The sequence below is a fragment of the Nocardioides sp. genome, from assembly GCF_036374615.1.
Taxonomy (GTDB): Bacteria; Actinomycetota; Actinomycetes; order Propionibacteriales; family Nocardioidaceae; genus Nocardioides.
Genome location: NZ_DASUTK010000164.1, coordinates 1 through 16,658, shown reverse-complemented (window position 1 = coordinate 16,658; position 16,658 = coordinate 1). Strand labels below are relative to the sequence as shown.

The 16,658-nt window shown below is 69.9% G+C and carries 20 protein-coding genes and 2 pseudogenes; 15 read left to right on the top strand and 7 right to left on the bottom strand.

Going from position 1 to position 16,658, the window contains the following annotated elements; genetic code table 11:
- The 3 genes and pseudogenes from VFZ39_RS12885 to VFZ39_RS12875 all read left to right on the top strand — a co-directional run.
- Positions 1 to 149: pseudogene (locus VFZ39_RS12885) on the top strand (4-hydroxyphenylpyruvate dioxygenase); the annotation flags it as partial.
- A 108-nt stretch (positions 150 to 257) separates the two neighbouring features.
- A complete protein-coding gene (locus tag VFZ39_RS12880; RefSeq protein ID WP_330866169.1) occupies positions 258 to 551 on the top strand; it encodes a DUF3303 domain-containing protein in 294 nt (97 codons plus the stop codon).
- 39 nt (positions 552 to 590) lie between these two features.
- Positions 591 to 1,133 carry a DUF1697 domain-containing protein gene (locus VFZ39_RS12875; protein ID WP_330866168.1) on the top strand — a complete coding sequence of 181 codons (543 nt, stop codon included), beginning with the start codon at positions 591 to 593 and terminating at the stop codon, positions 1,131 to 1,133.
- Positions 1,134 to 1,145: 12 nt separating this feature from the next.
- On the opposite strand, the gene VFZ39_RS12870 is transcribed toward VFZ39_RS12875, so the two are convergent.
- The 5 genes from VFZ39_RS12870 to VFZ39_RS12850 all read right to left on the bottom strand — a co-directional run bounded on the left by VFZ39_RS12870 (position 1,146) and on the right by VFZ39_RS12850 (position 5,124).
- Positions 1,146 to 2,381, bottom strand: a complete 1,236-nt coding sequence (locus VFZ39_RS12870) for an MFS transporter (RefSeq protein ID WP_330866167.1) — start codon at positions 2,379 to 2,381, stop codon at positions 1,146 to 1,148.
- Positions 2,378 to 2,905, bottom strand: coding sequence for an ArsR/SmtB family transcription factor (locus tag VFZ39_RS12865; protein WP_330866166.1), 528 nt, complete (start codon positions 2,903 to 2,905; stop codon positions 2,378 to 2,380). Before VFZ39_RS12865 ends, VFZ39_RS12870 begins: the two co-directional genes overlap by 4 nt.
- A 153-nt stretch (positions 2,906 to 3,058) precedes the next feature.
- Entirely contained in the window at positions 3,059 to 3,634 is a 576-nt protein-coding gene (locus VFZ39_RS12860; RefSeq protein ID WP_330866165.1) for a nicotinamidase, read from the bottom strand.
- Positions 3,635 to 3,643: 9 nt separating this feature from the next.
- Positions 3,644 to 4,420: an alpha/beta hydrolase family protein gene (locus tag VFZ39_RS12855; RefSeq protein ID WP_330866164.1), complete on the bottom strand. Its 777-nt coding sequence runs from the start codon at positions 4,418 to 4,420 to the stop codon at positions 3,644 to 3,646.
- Positions 4,421 to 4,524: 104 nt separating this feature from the next.
- Entirely contained in the window at positions 4,525 to 5,124 is a 600-nt protein-coding gene (locus VFZ39_RS12850) for a CGNR zinc finger domain-containing protein (RefSeq protein WP_330866163.1), read from the bottom strand.
- A gap of 86 nt (positions 5,125 to 5,210) precedes the next feature.
- Between VFZ39_RS12850 and VFZ39_RS12845 the strand changes: the two genes are divergently transcribed.
- Positions 5,211 to 5,756, top strand: coding sequence for a hypothetical protein (locus VFZ39_RS12845; RefSeq protein ID WP_330866162.1), 546 nt, complete (start codon positions 5,211 to 5,213; stop codon positions 5,754 to 5,756).
- Positions 5,757 to 5,772: 16 nt separating this feature from the next.
- Here VFZ39_RS12845 and VFZ39_RS12840 read toward each other — a convergent pair whose 3' ends face one another.
- On the bottom strand, positions 5,773 to 7,023 hold the full coding sequence (locus VFZ39_RS12840; RefSeq protein ID WP_414690290.1) for a nicotinate phosphoribosyltransferase: 1,251 nt from the start codon (positions 7,021 to 7,023) through the stop codon (positions 5,773 to 5,775).
- A 133-nt stretch (positions 7,024 to 7,156) separates the two neighbouring features.
- On the opposite strand from VFZ39_RS12840, the gene clpS reads away from it, so the two are divergent.
- From clpS to VFZ39_RS12790, 10 genes are all read left to right on the top strand, one after another.
- A complete protein-coding gene (gene clpS, locus VFZ39_RS12835) occupies positions 7,157 to 7,402 on the top strand; it encodes an ATP-dependent Clp protease adapter ClpS (RefSeq protein WP_414690289.1) in 246 nt (81 codons plus the stop codon).
- The gene (locus VFZ39_RS12830) at positions 7,399 to 7,986 is read left to right on the top strand and encodes a DUF2017 domain-containing protein (protein WP_330866160.1); all 588 of its coding nucleotides are present in this window, start codon (positions 7,399 to 7,401) and stop codon (positions 7,984 to 7,986) included. Before clpS ends, VFZ39_RS12830 begins: the two co-directional genes overlap by 4 nt.
- A gap of 207 nt (positions 7,987 to 8,193) precedes the next feature.
- Positions 8,194 to 9,471 carry an ABC transporter substrate-binding protein gene (locus VFZ39_RS12825; RefSeq protein ID WP_330866159.1) on the top strand — a complete coding sequence of 426 codons (1,278 nt, stop codon included), beginning with the start codon at positions 8,194 to 8,196 and terminating at the stop codon, positions 9,469 to 9,471.
- Between the two features lies 1 nt (position 9,472).
- On the top strand, positions 9,473 to 10,519 hold the full coding sequence (locus tag VFZ39_RS12820; RefSeq protein ID WP_330866158.1) for an ABC transporter ATP-binding protein: 1,047 nt from the start codon (positions 9,473 to 9,475) through the stop codon (positions 10,517 to 10,519).
- Positions 10,512 to 11,423: a sugar ABC transporter permease gene (locus VFZ39_RS12815; RefSeq protein ID WP_330866157.1), complete on the top strand. Its 912-nt coding sequence runs from the start codon at positions 10,512 to 10,514 to the stop codon at positions 11,421 to 11,423. The genes VFZ39_RS12820 and VFZ39_RS12815 overlap by 8 nt, the downstream gene beginning before the upstream one ends.
- On the top strand, positions 11,423 to 12,313 hold the full coding sequence (locus VFZ39_RS12810) for a carbohydrate ABC transporter permease (protein ID WP_330866156.1): 891 nt from the start codon (positions 11,423 to 11,425) through the stop codon (positions 12,311 to 12,313). The genes VFZ39_RS12815 and VFZ39_RS12810 overlap by 1 nt, the downstream gene beginning before the upstream one ends.
- A gap of 67 nt (positions 12,314 to 12,380) precedes the next feature.
- The gene (locus VFZ39_RS12805) at positions 12,381 to 12,818 is read left to right on the top strand and encodes a M67 family metallopeptidase (protein WP_330866155.1); all 438 of its coding nucleotides are present in this window, start codon (positions 12,381 to 12,383) and stop codon (positions 12,816 to 12,818) included.
- 20 nt (positions 12,819 to 12,838) lie between these two features.
- Positions 12,839 to 13,174: a MoaD/ThiS family protein gene (locus tag VFZ39_RS12800; RefSeq protein ID WP_330866154.1), complete on the top strand. Its 336-nt coding sequence runs from the start codon at positions 12,839 to 12,841 to the stop codon at positions 13,172 to 13,174.
- Positions 13,171 to 14,121: a PLP-dependent cysteine synthase family protein gene (locus VFZ39_RS12795; protein WP_330866153.1), complete on the top strand. Its 951-nt coding sequence runs from the start codon at positions 13,171 to 13,173 to the stop codon at positions 14,119 to 14,121. The genes VFZ39_RS12800 and VFZ39_RS12795 overlap by 4 nt, the downstream gene beginning before the upstream one ends.
- Positions 14,122 to 14,130: 9 nt before the next feature.
- Entirely contained in the window at positions 14,131 to 15,249 is a 1,119-nt protein-coding gene (locus VFZ39_RS12790) for a DUF3152 domain-containing protein (RefSeq protein ID WP_330866152.1), read from the top strand.
- A gap of 33 nt (positions 15,250 to 15,282) precedes the next feature.
- Here the strand turns inward: VFZ39_RS12790 and VFZ39_RS12785 are convergent, their stop codons facing one another.
- The gene (locus tag VFZ39_RS12785; RefSeq protein ID WP_330866151.1) at positions 15,283 to 16,344 is read right to left on the bottom strand and encodes an alkaline phosphatase family protein; all 1,062 of its coding nucleotides are present in this window, start codon (positions 16,342 to 16,344) and stop codon (positions 15,283 to 15,285) included.
- A 77-nt stretch (positions 16,345 to 16,421) separates the two neighbouring features.
- Between VFZ39_RS12785 and VFZ39_RS12780 the strand changes: the two are divergent.
- Positions 16,422 to 16,658: pseudogene (locus VFZ39_RS12780) on the top strand (glutamate racemase); the annotation flags it as partial.

Below are 16,658 nucleotides of genomic sequence, written 5' to 3'. Positions count from 1 at the left end.
TGCAGATCTTCACCAAGCCGATGGGGGACCGGCCGACGGTCTTCTACGAGTTCATCGAACGGCACGGGTCGCTCGGCTTCGGCAAGGGGAACTTCAAGGCGCTCTTCGAGGCGATCGAGCGCGAGCAGGAGCTCCGCGGGAATCTCTGACCGTCACTCGGCGAGCGGGCGGACCGGATACCCCGAATGAGCGATGTGGCGGCCTGCGCCCGCTCCTAGCGTCGAACCGACTGCATCGCAACGACGAGAGGAGCAGTCATGAAGTACGTCGTGTCCTGGGTACCCCGTCCAAACACCACGGAGGAGTCGGCTGCTCGTTCGTTGCAGGTCTTCGGCAAGTGGACGCCTGCCGCGACCTTCACCGGCTTCTACGGCCGCGTCGACGGGCAGGGCGGGTTCGCGGTCATCGAGGCCGACGATCCCGCAGTGGTCGCCAAGGACGTCGCGCCGTTCGTGCCGTGGTTCGAGTTCGCCGTGTACCCGGTGATCGACATTGCTGACACGGCGGCAATCGACACCGAGGCCATGGAGTTCCTTGCTTCGGTGACCTGAGGGCTGACTCGGACGGACGGCGTTCGGCAAGATGACCTCATGCCGTCGTACGTCGCGTTCCTGCGTGCCATCAACCTGGGCCCGACCCGGAAGTTCCCGAAGGCCGACATCGTGGCCGCGGTCGAGTCCGCGGGCGCGACGGACGTCGCGACGTACATCAACACGGGCAACGTCCTCTTCACCACCACGCTCCGGTCGCGGCCCAAGATCGAGGCCATGCTGGAGAAGGCGTTCGAGGCCGACCGCGGGTTCGCGGTGCCCACGATCGCCTTCAGTCCTGAGGAGATCTGCGCGATCGCCGACGACGCCGACGAGCTCGCGGCCGCTCGCGAGACCGAGGGTCGGCACTACGTGTCCCTGCTGAAGGAGCCTCCGACCCCTGCGGCCGCGAAGGTGATCGAGGCCGCCGGGAAGGACGGCGAGCGGGCGGTGGTCCGCGGCCGGGCGGTGCACCTGCTGCTCGGCGGTGCCTACCACGAAGCCGGGCTCGACAACGCCGCTGTCGAGAAGGCGCTCGGCGTCGCCACCAACCGCAACGTGACCGTGATCCGCGCGATCGCCGAGAAGTGGTGCGCCCGGTGAGGTGACGCGCGGTCAGGTGGTGGCAGCCGCGGGTTCTTCAGTACGGCGCTCGAGGTTCCGCACCGCGGGCGACGCGAGCGTCAGGAGGCAGACCGCGCCGTAGAGCACGCCCGCGCCCACGAGGACGGTGCGGTAGCCCAGCCAGTCGCCCAGGGGTCCTGCCAGCAGCTGACCGAGCGGGATCGCCACGTACGAGCCGAGCGCGTCGTAGGAGTAGGCCCGCGACAGCATCTCCTCGGGCACCTGTTCCTGCATCGCCACGTTCCAGCCGACCCCGAAGACCTCGATCCCGGCGCCGGCGACGAACATGGCCGCGACGAGTGGCAGCAGCACCGGCTCGAGCCCGAGCAGGAGCAGCGGAGCGGCGAACAGCATGCAGCCGAGCATCCCCGCCCGGAGCGGGAAGCGGAGCGACACCCGGAGCAGGACCACGGTGGTGACGAGCAGGCCGACGGCCTGCGCGGACAACACGTACCCCCAGCCGGCGATGCCGATCGTGTCCTTGGCCACCGGCGGGCCGAGGGTGTGCCAGAGGCCGCCCATGATCACGTTGAGCAGGCCGAAGGCGAGCACCACCACCCAGAGCCAGGTCGTGGACCGGAAGTAGGTCCACCCGTCGCGGAGGTCGCCGACGATGCCGGTGACGCCGGCCGCCACCCGGTGGGGAACGCGCACCGGGAGGAACAGCACCATCGCCACCAACCAGGTCAGCGCATCGATTGCCAGCGCCCAGCCGGGCCCCACGCCGACGACGAGCAGCGCGGCGGTGGTCGGTCCCACCACGACCAACGCACCGCGTGCCATCGACATCAGCACGTTCGCCGACTGGAGCTGGGTGCGAGGGACGAGCTGCGGGACCATCCCCTGCATCGCCGGGAACGAGGCCGCCGAAGCGGTGCCGTTCACCGCCTCGATGACGACGAGGTGCCACAGCTCGGCCTGCCCGGTGATGACCAGCCACGCGGCTAGGGCTTGGGAAATCACCGAGACCAGGTTGGACACCTGGATCACCCGCCAGCGACCGAGCCGGTCCGCGAGCACTCCTCCGAGGAGCAGGAAGACCACCATCGGGATGCTGCGCGCCGCGAGCACCTGCCCGAGGGCAGCAGCGCTCTCCTCGATCGCGAGCACCGCGAACGCGAGGGCGATCGGCGCCATGACGGAGCCCCAGATGTTCACCGCCCGCGAGGCGAAGAAGTAGCGGAAGCGCCGGTCGGCCAGCGGTTCGAGCGACTCGCGCCAGGTCATGAGTCCGCCTCGCCGTCGACCATCTCGAACAGGGCGAGCGTCAGGGCGACTCGGTGCGCGCCGGGCGTGCGCGGCGGCTGCGCGGCGTCGTGCAGCCGGGTGGCAGCCTCCTGCGCGGCGGCATGGACGGCGGCGAGGTCGTCGTCGCCCACCCAGAGCTCGGCGTCGGTGAACATGGCCTGGCGGCCGGGAACCGCCAGCCGCGCCCGACGTACCAGCTCCTCGGCCATCGCGCGGGCGTAGGCCTCGCGGTCGGCACTGGAGACCTTGCCCTTCCGGGGTGGCTGGCGCCACGGGTGGCGGTAGCGCTTCGCGACCCCGCCCCGGATCCGTTCCTCCGACGCGAGCTCGAGCTGGCCGGCGTCGAGAAGCACGCGCAGGTGGTACGACGCATTCGCGTGCGTGACGTCCAGCTCGCGGGCGACCTCGGCCGCACTCAGCTCCGTACCCGTCAGCAGCGAGAGGATCTGTAGCCGCAGCGGGTGTGCGATCGCCCGCAGGGCCTGGGTGGCGTCGTCGGTCATCTACCCTCCAATGGTTATTGGGGAGTATGCCTTGGGGACGCGCTAACTGTCAAACAGTCATTGGGGAGTGGGGTGGTCGATAGTCCCCAGTGATCTGGTCGCTCGTACGGCGGTTTCGGCAACCGAATCGATGTGGACTAGTGCGCCACCAGCTCACCCCAGGGTGATCCCGGCCTCGCGCATCTCCTTCAGGGCCGTGGCGCTGGACTCCTCGGCCACCCCGGCGCAGAGGTCCGGCAACAGCCGAGTTGCGAAGCCCTCGCGCACCGCGTCGAGGGCGGTGGCGCGCACGCAGTAGTCGGTGGCGAGGCCGCACACGTCGACGTCGGTGACCTCGTGCGCTCGCAGCCAGTCGGCCAGTCCGACCTCGCCGGTGGCGCGCCCCTCGAAGCCGGAGTACGCCGCCTGGTGCTCGCCCTTGAGGAAGATCGCGTCGAACGGCTGCGGGTCGAGGTTCGGGTGGAACGCCTCGCCGTCGGTCCCGACCCGGCAGTGCACCGGCCAGCTGTGCACGAAGTCCGGCTCGTGCGACCAGTGGTCTCCCGGGTCGATGTGGTGATCCTTGGTGGCCACGACGTGCGCGTAGTCCGGCGCGTCCGGTCCCCGCGAGGACCACAGGTGGATCAGCTCGCCGATGTCGCTCGCGACGCGGGCGCCGCCGGTGACCGGCAGCGATCCGCCCTCGCAGAAGTCGTTCTGCACGTCGACGACGATCAGGGCACGCTTCATGCGCCGAGCCTAGTCATGGCCCTCGACGCCCGTCAGCCACGCGACCACGTCCGGGAGCATCGCGTCCCACAAGCCCCACTCGTGCTCGCCGGGCCGGAAGTCGGTCGTGACGTCGATGCCGCGAGCGGCCGCGTCCTCGGCCAGCCGCCGGTTGGGGCCGATCAGCCGCTCCTCGTCGGTGCCACACCCGATGTAGAGCGGTGGCACGCGGTCGGCATCCGCCTGCTCGAGCAGGTGCTCCAGCTTCGCCTCGGGCGGGACGCTGCCACCGAAGACCGCCTCGACGAGCTCGGCCCGTTCGGGCCGGTTCTCGAGCTGGGAGAGGTCGACCGCACCAGACAGGCTGGCCACCCCGGCGTACCGCTCCGGATGGGTGAACCCGAGCTTGAGCGCCCCGTAGCCGCCCATCGAGAGGCCGCCGACGTAGGTGTCCTCGGGCCGTTGTGAAACCCGGAAGAGCTCCGCGACCCGGCGGGGCAGCTCCTCGGAGATCCAGGTCCAGTACCGGTAACCCCGGACCTCGTCGGTGTAGAAGCTGCGACCGGCAGCGGGCATCACGACCGCGAGGCCCGCGGCGCGCGCGTACCGCTCGACGCTGGTGTGGCGCAGCCACGCGGTGTGGTCGTCGGTGAGGCCGTGGAGGAGGTAGAGCACCGGCCAGCCGTGCTCCGGTACGACGATCGGCTCCACCCCGATCTGGCCCTCAGCCGCTTGAGGCAGGACCACGGTCAGCGTGGTCCCCATGTCGAGGGACTCGGAGAAGAGGTCGACGGTCAGCAGTGCCATGTCGCGACCCTAGTGCGGGCCCACCTGACGGTAGTCCCCGACGATGCGGCTGCGGATCGACCGATCCGGCAACCACAGCGTCGGGGACTACCCGACCTGCCGAGTCAGTGAGTGGTACGGCGGGCGTGGGCGGCCTGCTTCGCGCGGTTGCCGCACACGGCCATCTGGCACCAGCGACGACGGCCCGAGGTGTTCAGGAACAGCCACCCGCAGTCGTGCCCCGGGCACGCCCCGATCCGGGGGCGGGCGACCAGCAGGTCAGCCGCGGCGACCAGGAAGGAGTCGAGCGCGTCGTCGAGGCTCGGGTCGCCGGGGAACGACCAGCCGGGCTGCGCCCCGAGGTCGAGCCGTTGCCGGGCCCGGGCGTCGGTCACCGCGGTCGCGACCCGCTGGCCGGCCGCGCGGGAGCCCTGGTCGAGGAGCACGTCGTGCAGGTCGGTGCGCATCCGGCGCGCTTGGTCGAGCACGGCCGCCGCAGCCTCCGGCTCACTGGCGGCTCGGCGCCGCAGCCGACTCGTGGTCCGCTCCGACAGCAGGCCGTTCGCGCGCGCCAGCACCGCGAGGTGGTCGAACGTCTTCAGGTACTCCTGCTTCTCGTGGAACGGCTGCCCCCAGCCGGAGCGGGTGTTGACCAGCTCCAGCGCCGGGTGCCCGGCCAGCTGCTTCGGCAGGACCAGCCCGTCGATCGTGGCCCACCAGGTCACGTCGTACCTCCTTGACAGGCGCCACTCTAACCTGTTGTGGTGGATAACCGGTTAACAATTTCCAACTGGTTAGGACTTGAATCTTGATGTCTGGGTTCTCCCGCGTCGCCGCCGGCGTCGCGCTCGCTGCCGTCACCGCCCTCGCCCCCACCACTGCCGCACCCGCCGCGGAAACCGAAGGCTGGCACCCCGTCGAGGAGCAGTGGCAGCCCTACCCGGAGGGTGAGCTGTTCCTCCCCGCCGACCGCTACTGCGGCGACTTCGACGTCCGGTCGACGCCGGTCTTCTCCGACGTGCAGTTCCGTGTCGTCTCCCGCTGGGACTCCGGCGGCGCTCGCGAGACGGAGTACACGGGGCCGCTTCTCGTCGACGCCACCAACACCACGAGCGGCGAGTCGGTGCGGCTCGACCTGTCCGGTCGCGCGGAGACCCTGCAGCGCCCCGACGGCTCACTCGCGGTGTACGAGACCAAGGGCCCGGTGGGCTTCGGATGGCCGACAGGGTCGGTCGGGCTGCCACAGGGCTACTACGTCTTCCGCGGCCGCCACGTGGTGGAGTTCCCCGTCGGTGAGCCCCGTCGGCTGGTCCTGGACCAGGGCACCGAGACCGACGTCTGCGCGATGCTGGACTGAGAGCGGGGGCCCGCCCTCAGTCGCCGAGGTGGACCGTCTCGATGACGGGCTCGCCGCGGCTCATCTGCTGGGCGGGCGGCGGCAGCTCGGCCCGAGCCGCCGTATGCCGCTCGCGCGCCGCTTCCAGCGGTTCGCGGCCGACGACCTCGCCGTCGGTCAACAGAGGCACGAGCAGCCCCCGGTCGTCTCCGTCGTCGACCGGGGGCTCGCCGATCCCCACGATCTCGGCCTCGGCGACGCCGTCGGCGTTGCGTCGGCGGAGGGCGTACTTGCGGCCGCCGATGGAGATCTTGTCCTTGCTCTTCTTCGCGACCGAGAGCAGGTCGCCGTCGTCCCCCTCGCGGGCGACCAGCTTGTAGACGAACCCGCACGTCGGGTGGCCGCTGCCGGTCACCAGCTGGGTCCCGACGCCGTAGGCGTTCACCGGCGCCGACGCCAGCGCCGCGATCGCGTACTCGTCGAGGTCGCTGGTGACCACGATCTTGGTACCGGTCGCGCCCAGGGCGTCGAGCTGGTCCCGCACCTGGCGGGCCTGCACGCCGAGGTCGCCGCTGTCGAGCCGGACCGCCCCCAGCTCCGGGCCGGCGATCTCGACCCCGAGCCGGACCGCCTCGGTGACGTCGTAGGTGTCAACCAGGAGCGTGGTGCCGGTGCCGAGGGAGGCCACCTGGGCACGGAACGCGTCGGCCTCGGAGTCATGGAGCAGCGTGAACGAGTGCGCCGAGGTCCCGGCGGTCGGTACGCCGTACCGCTCGCGGGCCGCGAGGTTGGACGACGACGCGAAGCCGGCGACGTACGCCGCCCGCGCGGCGGCCACCGCCGCCTCCTCGTGGGTGCGTCGCGAGCCCATCTCGATGCACGGTCGGTCGCCGGCCGCCATCGTCATCCGGGACGCCGCCGATGCGATCGCGGAGTCGTGGTTGTAGATCGACAGCAGCACGGTCTCCAGGAGCACCGCCTCGGCGAACGAGGCCTCCACCACGACCAGCGGCGAGTACGGGAAGTAGATCTCGCCCTCGGCATAACCCCAGACGTCGCCGGTGAACCGGTAGTCCGCGAGCCACGCCAGGGTCGCCTCGTCGACCACGCCGCCCTCGTCGAGCACGCCGAGAACGTGGTGGTCGAACTGGAAGGACTCGATCGCGTCCAACGCCCGTCCGACGCCCGCCACGACGCCGTACCGACGCCCCTCCGGGAGCCGGCGCGGGAACAGCTCGAACACCGATCGCCGGTGCGCGGTGCCGCCCGCGAGCGCGGCCTGGAGCATCGTCAGCTCGTAGTGGTCGGTCAGCAGTGCCGTCGAGCCGGGTTCCAGATCTGCCACGAGGTCACTGTGCCACCATGGAGACGTGTCTGCTGCGAGCCCGGTCGAGGTCGAGCCGACCCAGACGCCCGACGAGATCACGCTGGTCGCCCGGCCGTGGGTGACGATCGTGTGGAACGACCCGGTGAACCTGATGTCCTACGTCACCTACGTGTTCCAGACCTACTTCGGCTACGACAAGGCCAAGGCTCAGAAGCTGATGCTCGAGGTGCACAACGACGGCAAGTCGGCGGTCAGCAGCGGCACCCGCGAGGAGATGGAGCGCGACGTGCAGGCGATGCACGAATACGGCCTGTGGGCCACGATGGAGAAGCAGGAGTGAACGGCTTCCACCTCCACCGGCGCAGCGGCCACGTGATCGCGACGTTCTCCGGTTTCGAGGCAGACCTGCTGCGCTCGCTGGCCTCCCAGCTCGTCGAGCTGCTGCGGAACGAGGCCGCGGTGCCCAAGTCCGGCGGCGACTCGTTCGAGGCGATGATGGACTTCAGCGGGCCGACGGCCGAGCCGGACGACCCCGTCCTGGCCCGGCTCTTCCCCACGGCGTACCCGCACGACGACGAGGCGGCGGCGGAGTTCCGCCGCTTCACCGAAGGCGCGCTGCGCGACGGCAAGGCGACCGGCGCAGCCACGGTGATCGACACCCTCGAGGAGGCCGGGCTGCCGCCAGAGCTCACCGAGGACGGGTTGATGATCGACGTCGAGATGGACCGCGCCACGGCCGAGACGTGGCTACGGACGTTCACCGACCTCCGCCTCGCGCTCGCCATCCGGCTCGGCGTGGAGGAGGGCGACGACGAGGTGTGGCTCGCACTGCCGGACGACGACCCGCGCAGCCAGGCGCACGACATCTACCAGTGGGTCGGTTATCTGCAGGAGACCTTGGTGGCAGCGCTCACCGACGGCTGAGGCGCCCCCTGACAGGAGGCGGGTTTCGACGTTATGGTCGAAACACCCCCATCAGGAGGAGCCATGGTTACTCGGAACCCGTGGACCCGCCGAGACGTCCTTCGCATTGCCGCAGCCGCTGGTCTCGGTACCGCAGCGGTCGCATGTGCCAGTGAACCGGAGAGCCCCACCGAGCAAGGTGCGCGGGCGGGCGAGGAGCCGGAGCCGGTGTTCAACGAACCGGCCAGCGCGCTGTCCGGCTCGCTGACCCTCTTGGTCTGGAGTCACTTCGTCCCCAGCCACGACGAGTGGTTCGACACCTTCGCCGCCGACTGGGGCGAGAAGGTCGGCGTCGACGTCCGCGTCGACCATGTGGACGTGACCAACGTCCCCACCCAGATCGCCTCGGAGCTGCAGGCGGGCCAGGGTCACGACCTGATGCAGTACATCGCGACACTCTCGCAGTTCGAGCCGTCGGTTCTCGACCTCCGGGACGTCAACGAGGAGGCGAACAACCGGCACGGCGAGCAGCTGAAGATCTGCACCGACTCCAGCTACAACCCGTTCACCGAGAAGTACTACGCGTTCGCACCCGGGTGGGTGCCCGACCCCGGCAACTTCCGCCGCAGCCTGTGGGAGCCGGTCGGTCTCCCGGACGGCCCGACCACCTGGGACGAGCTGCTCGAGGGCGGCAGCGAGATCATGAGCTCGCAGAACGTCCAGCTCGGGCTGGGGATGTCGCAGGAGATCGACTCCAACATGGCCGGTCACGCACTGCTCTGGTCCCATGGCGCGTCGATCCAGGACGAGAACGAGACCGTGGTCCTCAACTCGCCGGAGACGCTCGCGGCGGTGGAGTTCATGCAGAAGCTCTACGAGGGGTCGATGACCGACGAGGTGTTCGCATGGAACGCCGCGAGCAACAACGAGGGCCTGATCGCGGGCAAGCTGAGCTACATCCTGAACTCGATCTCGGCGTACCGCTCGCTGCAGGAGGTGAACCCCGAGGTCGCCGACGACACGTTCTTCGTGCCCGCCCTGGAGGGCCCCTCGACCGCCCTGGCGGCCCAGCACGTGATGTACAACTACATCGTCCCCCAGGACGCGCGGAACCCCGATGCGGCCAAGGAGTTCCTGCTCCACCTTGCCGACAACTTCGCGCTCGCGACGTACAAGTCGCAGCTCTACGACTTCCCGTCGTGGCCGTCCCTCACACCGGATCTGGGCAGCTGGCTGGCCGACGACCCGTTCGGGTCGAATCCGTCGGACAAGCTGGCGTTCCTCGGCGACGTCGAGACCGCTTCACAGTGGAGCACCAGCATCGGTCACCCGGGGCCGTCCAGCCCGGCGATCGGCGAGATCCTCGGCACCTACGTGATCCCGAACATGTTCGCCAGGGCAGTGCGTGGGTCGATGAGCCCGGCGGAGTCCGTGCAGCGGGCGCACCGCGAGTGCGAGCAGGTCTTCGCGAACTGGCGCCAGCGCGGTCTCATCGGTGGCGGCTGAGGTGCCGGTAGCGGTCGAGCTCCGGAACCTGCGGAAGAGGTACGACGGCGGCCACGTCGACGCCGTCGACGGGGTCGACCTGGCGACCGAGGAGGGCGAGTACCTGGTCCTGCTCGGCCCGTCGGGCTGCGGCAAGACCACGCTGTTGCGCACCGTCGCCGGCCTCGAGCACCCCACCGCGGGGGAGGTGGTGATCGACGGTGCGGTGGTCAACGGGCTGCCCCCACGTGTGCGCAAGGTCGCCATGGTGTTCCAGAGCTACGCGCTCTACCCCCACAAGTCGGTCCTGGCCAACATCGTCTTCCCGCTCAAGGCCGAGAAGCTGGATCGGGCCGAGCGCGAGAAGAAGGCCCGCTGGGCGGCCGACCTGCTGGGCATCGAGGAGCTGCTCGACCGCAAGCCGCGACAGCTGTCCGGGGGTGAGAGGCAGCGGGTGGCGCTGGCGCGCGCGATGGTGCGCGACCCGCAGGTGTTCCTGCTCGACGAACCGCTGTCCAACCTCGACGCGAAGCTGCGGGCCATCGCCCGCGACGAGCTGAAGCGGTTCCAGGAGCGAGTCGGCACCACCACCATCTACGTGACCCACGACCAGGCCGAGGCGATGGGACTGGGCGACCGGATCGCGGTCATGGACCGCGGCCAGGTGCGCCAGCTCGGACCGCCGGTCGACGTGTACGACGACCCGGCGGACACGTTCGTGGCGCGATTCATCGGGTCGCCGCCGATGAACCTGGTGAAGCGCGGAGGGACCCTGGTTGGGTTCCGCCCAGAGCACCTGATGCCCGCCGAGCACGTGCAAGGCGAGAAGGTCCCGCTCCAGTTCGAGGTGGACAGGGTCGAGTACCTCTCGGGCGACCGGCACGTCTACGGCACCGTGACCGGGCTCGGGGAGGACACACGCGTGATCGCGCGGCTGCCGTCGATGATGGTCGGCGAGGTCACCGAGGGCAGCCACGAGTTCGCGGTGTCGGCAGATCGCGTCCGCTTCTTCGACGAGGACTCGGGGCTGCGCACCGACCCGGTCCGGTTGGGCGCGACCGGTGGCTGAGGCCGCCGTGACGCAGGCCCGGGTGCGGCTGGCGGACCGGGAGGGCTTCCTCGCGTGGATCTTCCTCACGCCGACCGTGGTGTACGTCGTGGCCCTGGTCGCGATCCCGTTCGGGCTCGCCATCGCGTTCGCGTTCAGCGACGTCACGGCCGGCGACCCGTCGTACGACTGGGTCGGCCTGCGCAACTTCGAGCGAGTCTTCGACGATCCCGTGTTCTGGCGATCGCTCTGGAACACGTTGATCTTCACCGGCATCTCGATGTTCTTCATCGTGGTCTTCGGGAAGGTGCTCGCGAACATCCTGGTAGCCGACTTTCGCGGCAAGTGGGTGGTGCGGTTCCTCGTCCTGCTCTCGTGGACCACACCGGTGGCGCTCTCGAGCGTGAGCTGGCTGTGGCTGCTGCACTCGATCTACAGCCCGGTCGACTGGGTGTTCCGCGAGCTCGGCTTCATCGAGACCAACACCTACTGGCTGGGGCGACCCAACCTCGCCATGGCGTCGGTGATCGCGGTCCACGTGTGGCGGCTGGTGCCGCTCGCGGCGGTGATCATGATGGTCGGGTTGCTGTCGATCCCGACCGACCTCAACGAGGCGGCGAAGATCGACGGAGCCGGCTACTGGCGCCGGATGTTCGAGATCACGATCCCCCTCACCTTCCCGTTGATCGCGGTGTCGGCGCTCTTCGGTGCCATCTTCACGTTCACCGACATGGCGGTCGTCTACATCCTCACCCGGGGCGGCCCAACGAACTCCACCCAGGTGCTGGCCAGCTGGTCGTTCCTCCGCGGGATCGGTGGCGGCGACATCGGCCAGGGCGCGGTGATCGCGCTGTTCCTCTTCCCGCTGCTGCTGGCGGCCGCGGTCCTGATCCTGCGAGCCGTACGCCGGGTGGAGACGATCTGATGAGCGCCGTGGTCGACCCCGGCAGCGCCGAGCGCCTCCGGCGGCACTACAACCGGCAGCACGTGCTCGGCCGGATCGGCCTCTACACCCTGGCGGTGCTCGCGGCGATCATCTGTGCCGGCCCCTTCCTCTGGAGCATGGTGACCGCGACCAAGCTCAACGCCGACCTCTACAACCCCGACAACAACCCGTTCGCCTACAACCAGCCGCCCACCTTCGACCACGTCCGGTACCTCTTCACCGAGACCTCCTTCCCCACGTTCGCGTGGAACACCTTGTGGGTCGGGCTCCTGGTCGTGGTCATCACGCTGGTGCTCGGGCTGCCGGCGGCGTACTCGATCACCCGACTGGACCTGCGCTGGTCGGGGGCGATGGGCATCGCGATCTTCTTCGTCTACCTGATCCCGCCGAGCCTGCTGTTCCTGTCGCTGAGCCGGCTCGTGGTGTGGGTCGGGCTCCAGGACTCCACCTGGTCGCTGGTGCTGATCTACCCGACGATCACCGTGCCCGTGTCGACCTGGCTGCTGATCGGGTTCCTGAAAGCCCTGCCGAAGGACGTCGAGGAGCAGGCGATGATCGACGGCTACAGCCGGGCGGGGGCGTTCCTGCGGATCGTGGTGCCACTGCTGTTCCCCGGCATCGTGGCGGTCGTGGTGTTCGCGTTCACCCTCACCGCCAGCGAGTTCATCTACGCGCTGTCCTTCGTGTCTCCCACCCAGGAGAAGGTCGTCAGCACGGGGGTCCCGACCGAGCTGATCCGCGGCGACGTCTTCCACTGGCAGTCGCTCCAGGCCGCCAACATCATCATCGCGGTCCCGATCGCCTTCGTGTTCAACCTGTTCCTCGCGCGGTTCATCTCCGGATTCACGATGGGGGCGGTGAAGGGCTGACGCCGGTCCGGGTCCGATCCATGGGAGCGCGGTCCGCCATGCGGACGCACTGTCCTACGCTGGAACCGTGCTGACCATCGACCGCGCGACGTACGACGCCATCGTCGCGCACGCCAAGCGGGACCACCCCGTCGAGGCGTGCGGAGTGGTGGCCGGACCCGCGGGCAGCGGCCGCCCGGAGCGGTACGTCGAGATGGTGAACGCGGCCGGCAGCCCGACGTTCTACGAGTTCGACTCGGTCGACCTGCTGCACCTCTACCGGGAGATGGACGACCGGGACGAGGAGCCGGTCGTGATCTACCACTCACACACGGCCACGGAGGCCTACCCGAGCCGCACGGACATCCGGCTGGCGATGGAGCCGAACGCCCACTACGTGCTGGTCAGCACCCGCGAGCACGGGAATAGCGAAGGTCCCGTGGAGTTTCGTTCGTACAGGATCGTGGACGGCGAGGTGACCGAGGAAGAGGTCACCGTCGTGCCGAGCCTGACCCCCACCGCCTGACGCCCACGAGGAGATCAACCATGGCCATCGAGGTCCGGATCCCGACCATCCTGCGCCCCTTCACCGGGGGTGAGAAGGCAGTGACCGGTGCCGGCGGCAACCTGTCCGAGCTGATCGACGACCTCGAGGCCAACCACCCCGGTCTCAAGGAGCGGCTGCTCGACACCGGCGACGCCGGGCCCGATCTGCGCCGGTTCGTCAACGTCTACGTCAACGACGAGGACGTGCGCTTCCTCGGCGGGCTCGACGCGGAGCTGACCGACGGCGACCAGGTGGTCGTCCTCCCCGCGGTCGCGGGCGGCGGTCTCGAGACGGCGCTCGTGCCTCGCGCCTCCTCGACCACCGGAAGCAGATGACCCGGTACGACGACCTCCTCGCGAGCGTGGGCAGCACGCCGCTCGTGGGGCTGCCGCGGCTCTCCCCGTCGGCCGACGTCCGGCTGTGGGCGAAGCTCGAGGACCGCAACCCCACCGGTTCGATCAAGGACCGGCCGGCGCTGAAGATGATCGAGCTGGCCGAGAAGGACGGACGGCTGCGCGCCGGCGCGACCCTGCTCGAGCCCACCAGCGGCAACACGGGCATCTCGCTGGCCATGGCGGCGCGGCTGAAGGGCTACCGGCTCGTGTGCGTGATGCCCGAGAACACCTCCGAGGAGCGCCGCCAGCTGTTGCAGATGTGGGGCGCCGAGATCGTCTCGAGCCCGGCAGCGGGCGGGTCGAACGAAGCTGTCCGCGTCGCCCGCGTGATGGCGGAGGAGCACCCCGACTGGGTGATGCTCTACCAGTACGGCAACGACGCGAACGCGCTCGCGCACGAGGAGGGCACCGGCCCCGAGCTGTTCGCCGACCTCCCGGACATCACCCACTTCGTCGGCGGACTCGGCACCACCGGGACCCTGATGGGCGTCTCCCGGTTCTTCCGCCGCACCAAGCCCGACGTGCGGATCGTCGCCGCCGAGCCGCGTTACGGCGAGCTCGTCTACGGGCTGCGCAACCTCGACGAGGGCTTCGTCCCCGAGCTGTACGACGAGACGCTGATCGACGCCAGGTTCTCGGTCGGACCGCGCGACGCCGTCCGGCGGGTTCGCGAGCTGCTCGATCTGGAGGGCATCTTCGCCGGGATCTCCACAGGTGCCATCCTCCACGCCGCGCTCTCCCAGGCCGCCAAGGCCGTCAAGCGCGGTGAGCGCGCCGAGATCGCGTTCGTGGTGGCAGACGGTGGCTGGAAGTACCTCTCCACCGGCGCCTACGAGGGCACCATCGACGAGGCCGAGGAGCGGCTCGACGGGCAGCTGTGGGCGTAGGGTCGGGGCGTGTATCGCTCGATGACCGCACGGATCGCCTCGGTCGCCGTCGTCCTGGTCGCAGCGATGCTGCCCGGTCACGCATCGGCGGCGGCGCCGCCGGAGAACACCGCCCCACCGGCCGTCACCGGTGAGCCGGTCTACCGCGCTCAGGTCGTGGCGTTCCCCGGGTCCTGGGGGGCGGAGTCCGACCTGACCTTCAGCTACCAGTGGACGCGGGGTTCCCACCCGATCGCGGACGCCACGGGGAAGCGGTACCGCCCACGGCTCCGCGACATCGGGCGACGGCTGCGGGTCGAGGTCACCGCGACCGACGAGGCAGGGGAGTCGACCACGGCCACCAGTGCCGCGGTCGAGGTCCGACGCGCCACCTTCCGCCTGGTCGATCGTCCCTCGGTCGCCGGGACGATGCGCTACACCCGCGTGGTCGAGGCCGACCCTGGTACGTGGTCGGTCAAGCCGGGAACGATCACCTACCGCTGGTTCCGCGACGGAACGCGGATCCGCGGCGCGAAGCACCGCCGCTACCGGCTGCAGGCGGCCGACGTGGGCCACCGCGTGAAGGTGCAGGTGACGGTCCGCAAGGAGGGGTACCGGCGCGATCGTGCGCAGTCCCGGCGTACCCGCGACGTCATGCACCGGGTCGCACTTCGACGGACCGCGACGTACCGGATCGAGACCCGGGGCACCATCACGGCGCGCATGCGGGTGTTCCGTCGCCAGGTCGCGCAGACCTTCGCCGATCCGCGTGGCTGGCGATCGGCAGGCGTCGGCTTCCGCCGGGTGAAGAAGGGCGGCGACTTCTCGGTCGTGCTGGCCGAGGCGAGCACCGTCCCGTCGTTCTCCTCCGTGTGCAGTGCGCAGTGGAGCTGCCGGGTCGGGCGGTACGTGATCATCAACCAGCTGCGGTGGAAGAACGCCAGCCCCTCGTGGAACCGCGCGAGGAAGCCGTTGCGCGAGTACCGCCACATGGTGGTCAACCATGAGACCGGCCACTGGCTCGGCCACGGCCACCTCGGCTGCGGCGCCGACCGTCGGCTTGCCCCGGTGATGATGCAGCAGTCCAAGGGCCTCGACGGCTGCCGCCACAACCCTTGGCCGCTGGCGTCCGAGCTCTGGTACCGCTGAGCCGCGCCACATGGCTGGGCGCGAGGCGACGCCCTAGCGGACGTCGAGCGACTGGCGGGCGTTGAACTGGCTCCCCCGGAGCGCGCGCAGCCCGAGCAGGTCGGTGGCGAGGTTGGCGGCGTCGCCGTTGCGGACGGGCGGTCGCTTCGCGCCGTACCAGGTCCGGCGCTTGCGAGGGTTGCGGTAGTCACGCGGGTTCAGCTCGTAGAGGTCGGCCCCGGGCTTCACGCCGGCGCCCCACACGATGAAGGGGATCCGGTAGTTCACGAGCTCCGTCGCGTTGCCGTGTCCGCCGTCCTTGCCGCCGTGGTCGGCCGTGACGATCACCGTGACGTGCTTGCGCAGACGCGGACGCGCCTTGATCGCAGAGATCAGCCGGGCGAGCAGCCGATCGGCCTCCGCGACGGCGTTGAGGTGGGCCTCGCTGAGGAAGCCCGCGTCATGGCCGACGTTGTCAGGCCCTGACAGGTGCAGGAACGTCAGCTCCCGGCGGTGCCTCACCAGGTCGCGCCGTGCCTTGCGCGCCAGCACCCGATTGTTCTCGTCGATGACGACCCGGTTGATCCCCTCGCCCCACGACCGCTCGAAGAGCCGCAGCTTCTCCTTCGAGGCGAACAGACTGGTCTCGCGTTTCTTGGACCCGACGACCCGGAAGACCGAGCTCACGGCGTGACCCGCCGCCTCCTGCACCGTGGCCGGCTCCGTCCGGTTGTCGTTCCACGACACCCCGTGGCCCCCGTGCGCGGCGTCGAGCCGGCGCCCGGTGACGACGCTGGTGTGGTTGGGCAGGGTCAACGTCTTCTCCTGCAGCGTGCGTGCGTTGAGGGTGCCCGCGCCGCGGCGGAGGAGCCAGTGCAGCGTCGGCGCCCGATCCCGGCCGGCCAGCCGGATCGCGCGGCTGCCGACGGAGTCGAGGGTGACGATCACGACCTTGGTCGGGCGGCTGGTCGCGCCCCGGGTCGTGCCCCGGTCCGCGGTTGTGACGGGAGTCAGCACGAGAGCGGAGGCGGCGGGTGGTGGGACGCTGCCTGCGGGCTGCGTCGGCGTCACGGCAACGGCGAGGGCCAGCGTGACGAGCACGGCGATTCGGCGCACGGGGGTCAGCGTAGTACGTGACGTCGGTCGCGTCCGCGTGCTACGAGCGTCCCTGGCACGTAGCCTTGGCGGCTGTAATGGCAGCTGACACCGATGCCCCGATCGGCATCTTCGACTCCGGCTTCGGTGGGCTCACCGTGGCCCGGTCGGTCATCGACCAGCTGCCTCACGAGTCGGTCGTCTACCTGGGAGACACCGCGCGCCAACCGTACGGGCCGAAGCGGATCGCGGAAGTGCGCGAGTACGCACTCGAGTGTCTCGACCACCTGGTCGACCGAGGCGTTAAGACTCTCGTGATCGCGTGCAACTCCGCC

Bases quoted from the DNA above. Each gene is read 5' to 3' on its own strand.
- VFZ39_RS12880 (WP_330866169.1), top strand. From the start codon at position 258: ATGAAGTACGTCGTGTCCTGGGTACCCCGTCCAAACACCACGGAGGAG.
- VFZ39_RS12875 (WP_330866168.1), top strand. From the start codon at position 591: ATGCCGTCGTACGTCGCGTTCCTGCGTGCCATCAACCTGGGCCCGACC.
- VFZ39_RS12870 (WP_330866167.1), bottom strand. From the start codon at position 2,381: ATGACCTGGCGCGAGTCGCTCGAACCGCTGGCCGACCGGCGCTTCCGC.
- VFZ39_RS12865 (WP_330866166.1), bottom strand. From the start codon at position 2,905: ATGACCGACGACGCCACCCAGGCCCTGCGGGCGATCGCACACCCGCTG.
- VFZ39_RS12860 (WP_330866165.1), bottom strand. From the start codon at position 3,634: ATGAAGCGTGCCCTGATCGTCGTCGACGTGCAGAACGACTTCTGCGAG.
- VFZ39_RS12855 (WP_330866164.1), bottom strand. From the start codon at position 4,420: ATGGCACTGCTGACCGTCGACCTCTTCTCCGAGTCCCTCGACATGGGG.
- VFZ39_RS12845 (WP_330866162.1), top strand. From the start codon at position 5,211: ATGTCTGGGTTCTCCCGCGTCGCCGCCGGCGTCGCGCTCGCTGCCGTC.
- VFZ39_RS12840 (WP_414690290.1), bottom strand. From the start codon at position 7,023: ATGCTCCAGGCCGCGCTCGCGGGCGGCACCGCGCACCGGCGATCGGTG.
- VFZ39_RS12810 (WP_330866156.1), top strand. From the start codon at position 11,423: ATGAGCGCCGTGGTCGACCCCGGCAGCGCCGAGCGCCTCCGGCGGCAC.
- VFZ39_RS12800 (WP_330866154.1), top strand. From the start codon at position 12,839: ATGGCCATCGAGGTCCGGATCCCGACCATCCTGCGCCCCTTCACCGGG.
- VFZ39_RS12795 (WP_330866153.1), top strand. From the start codon at position 13,171: ATGACCCGGTACGACGACCTCCTCGCGAGCGTGGGCAGCACGCCGCTC.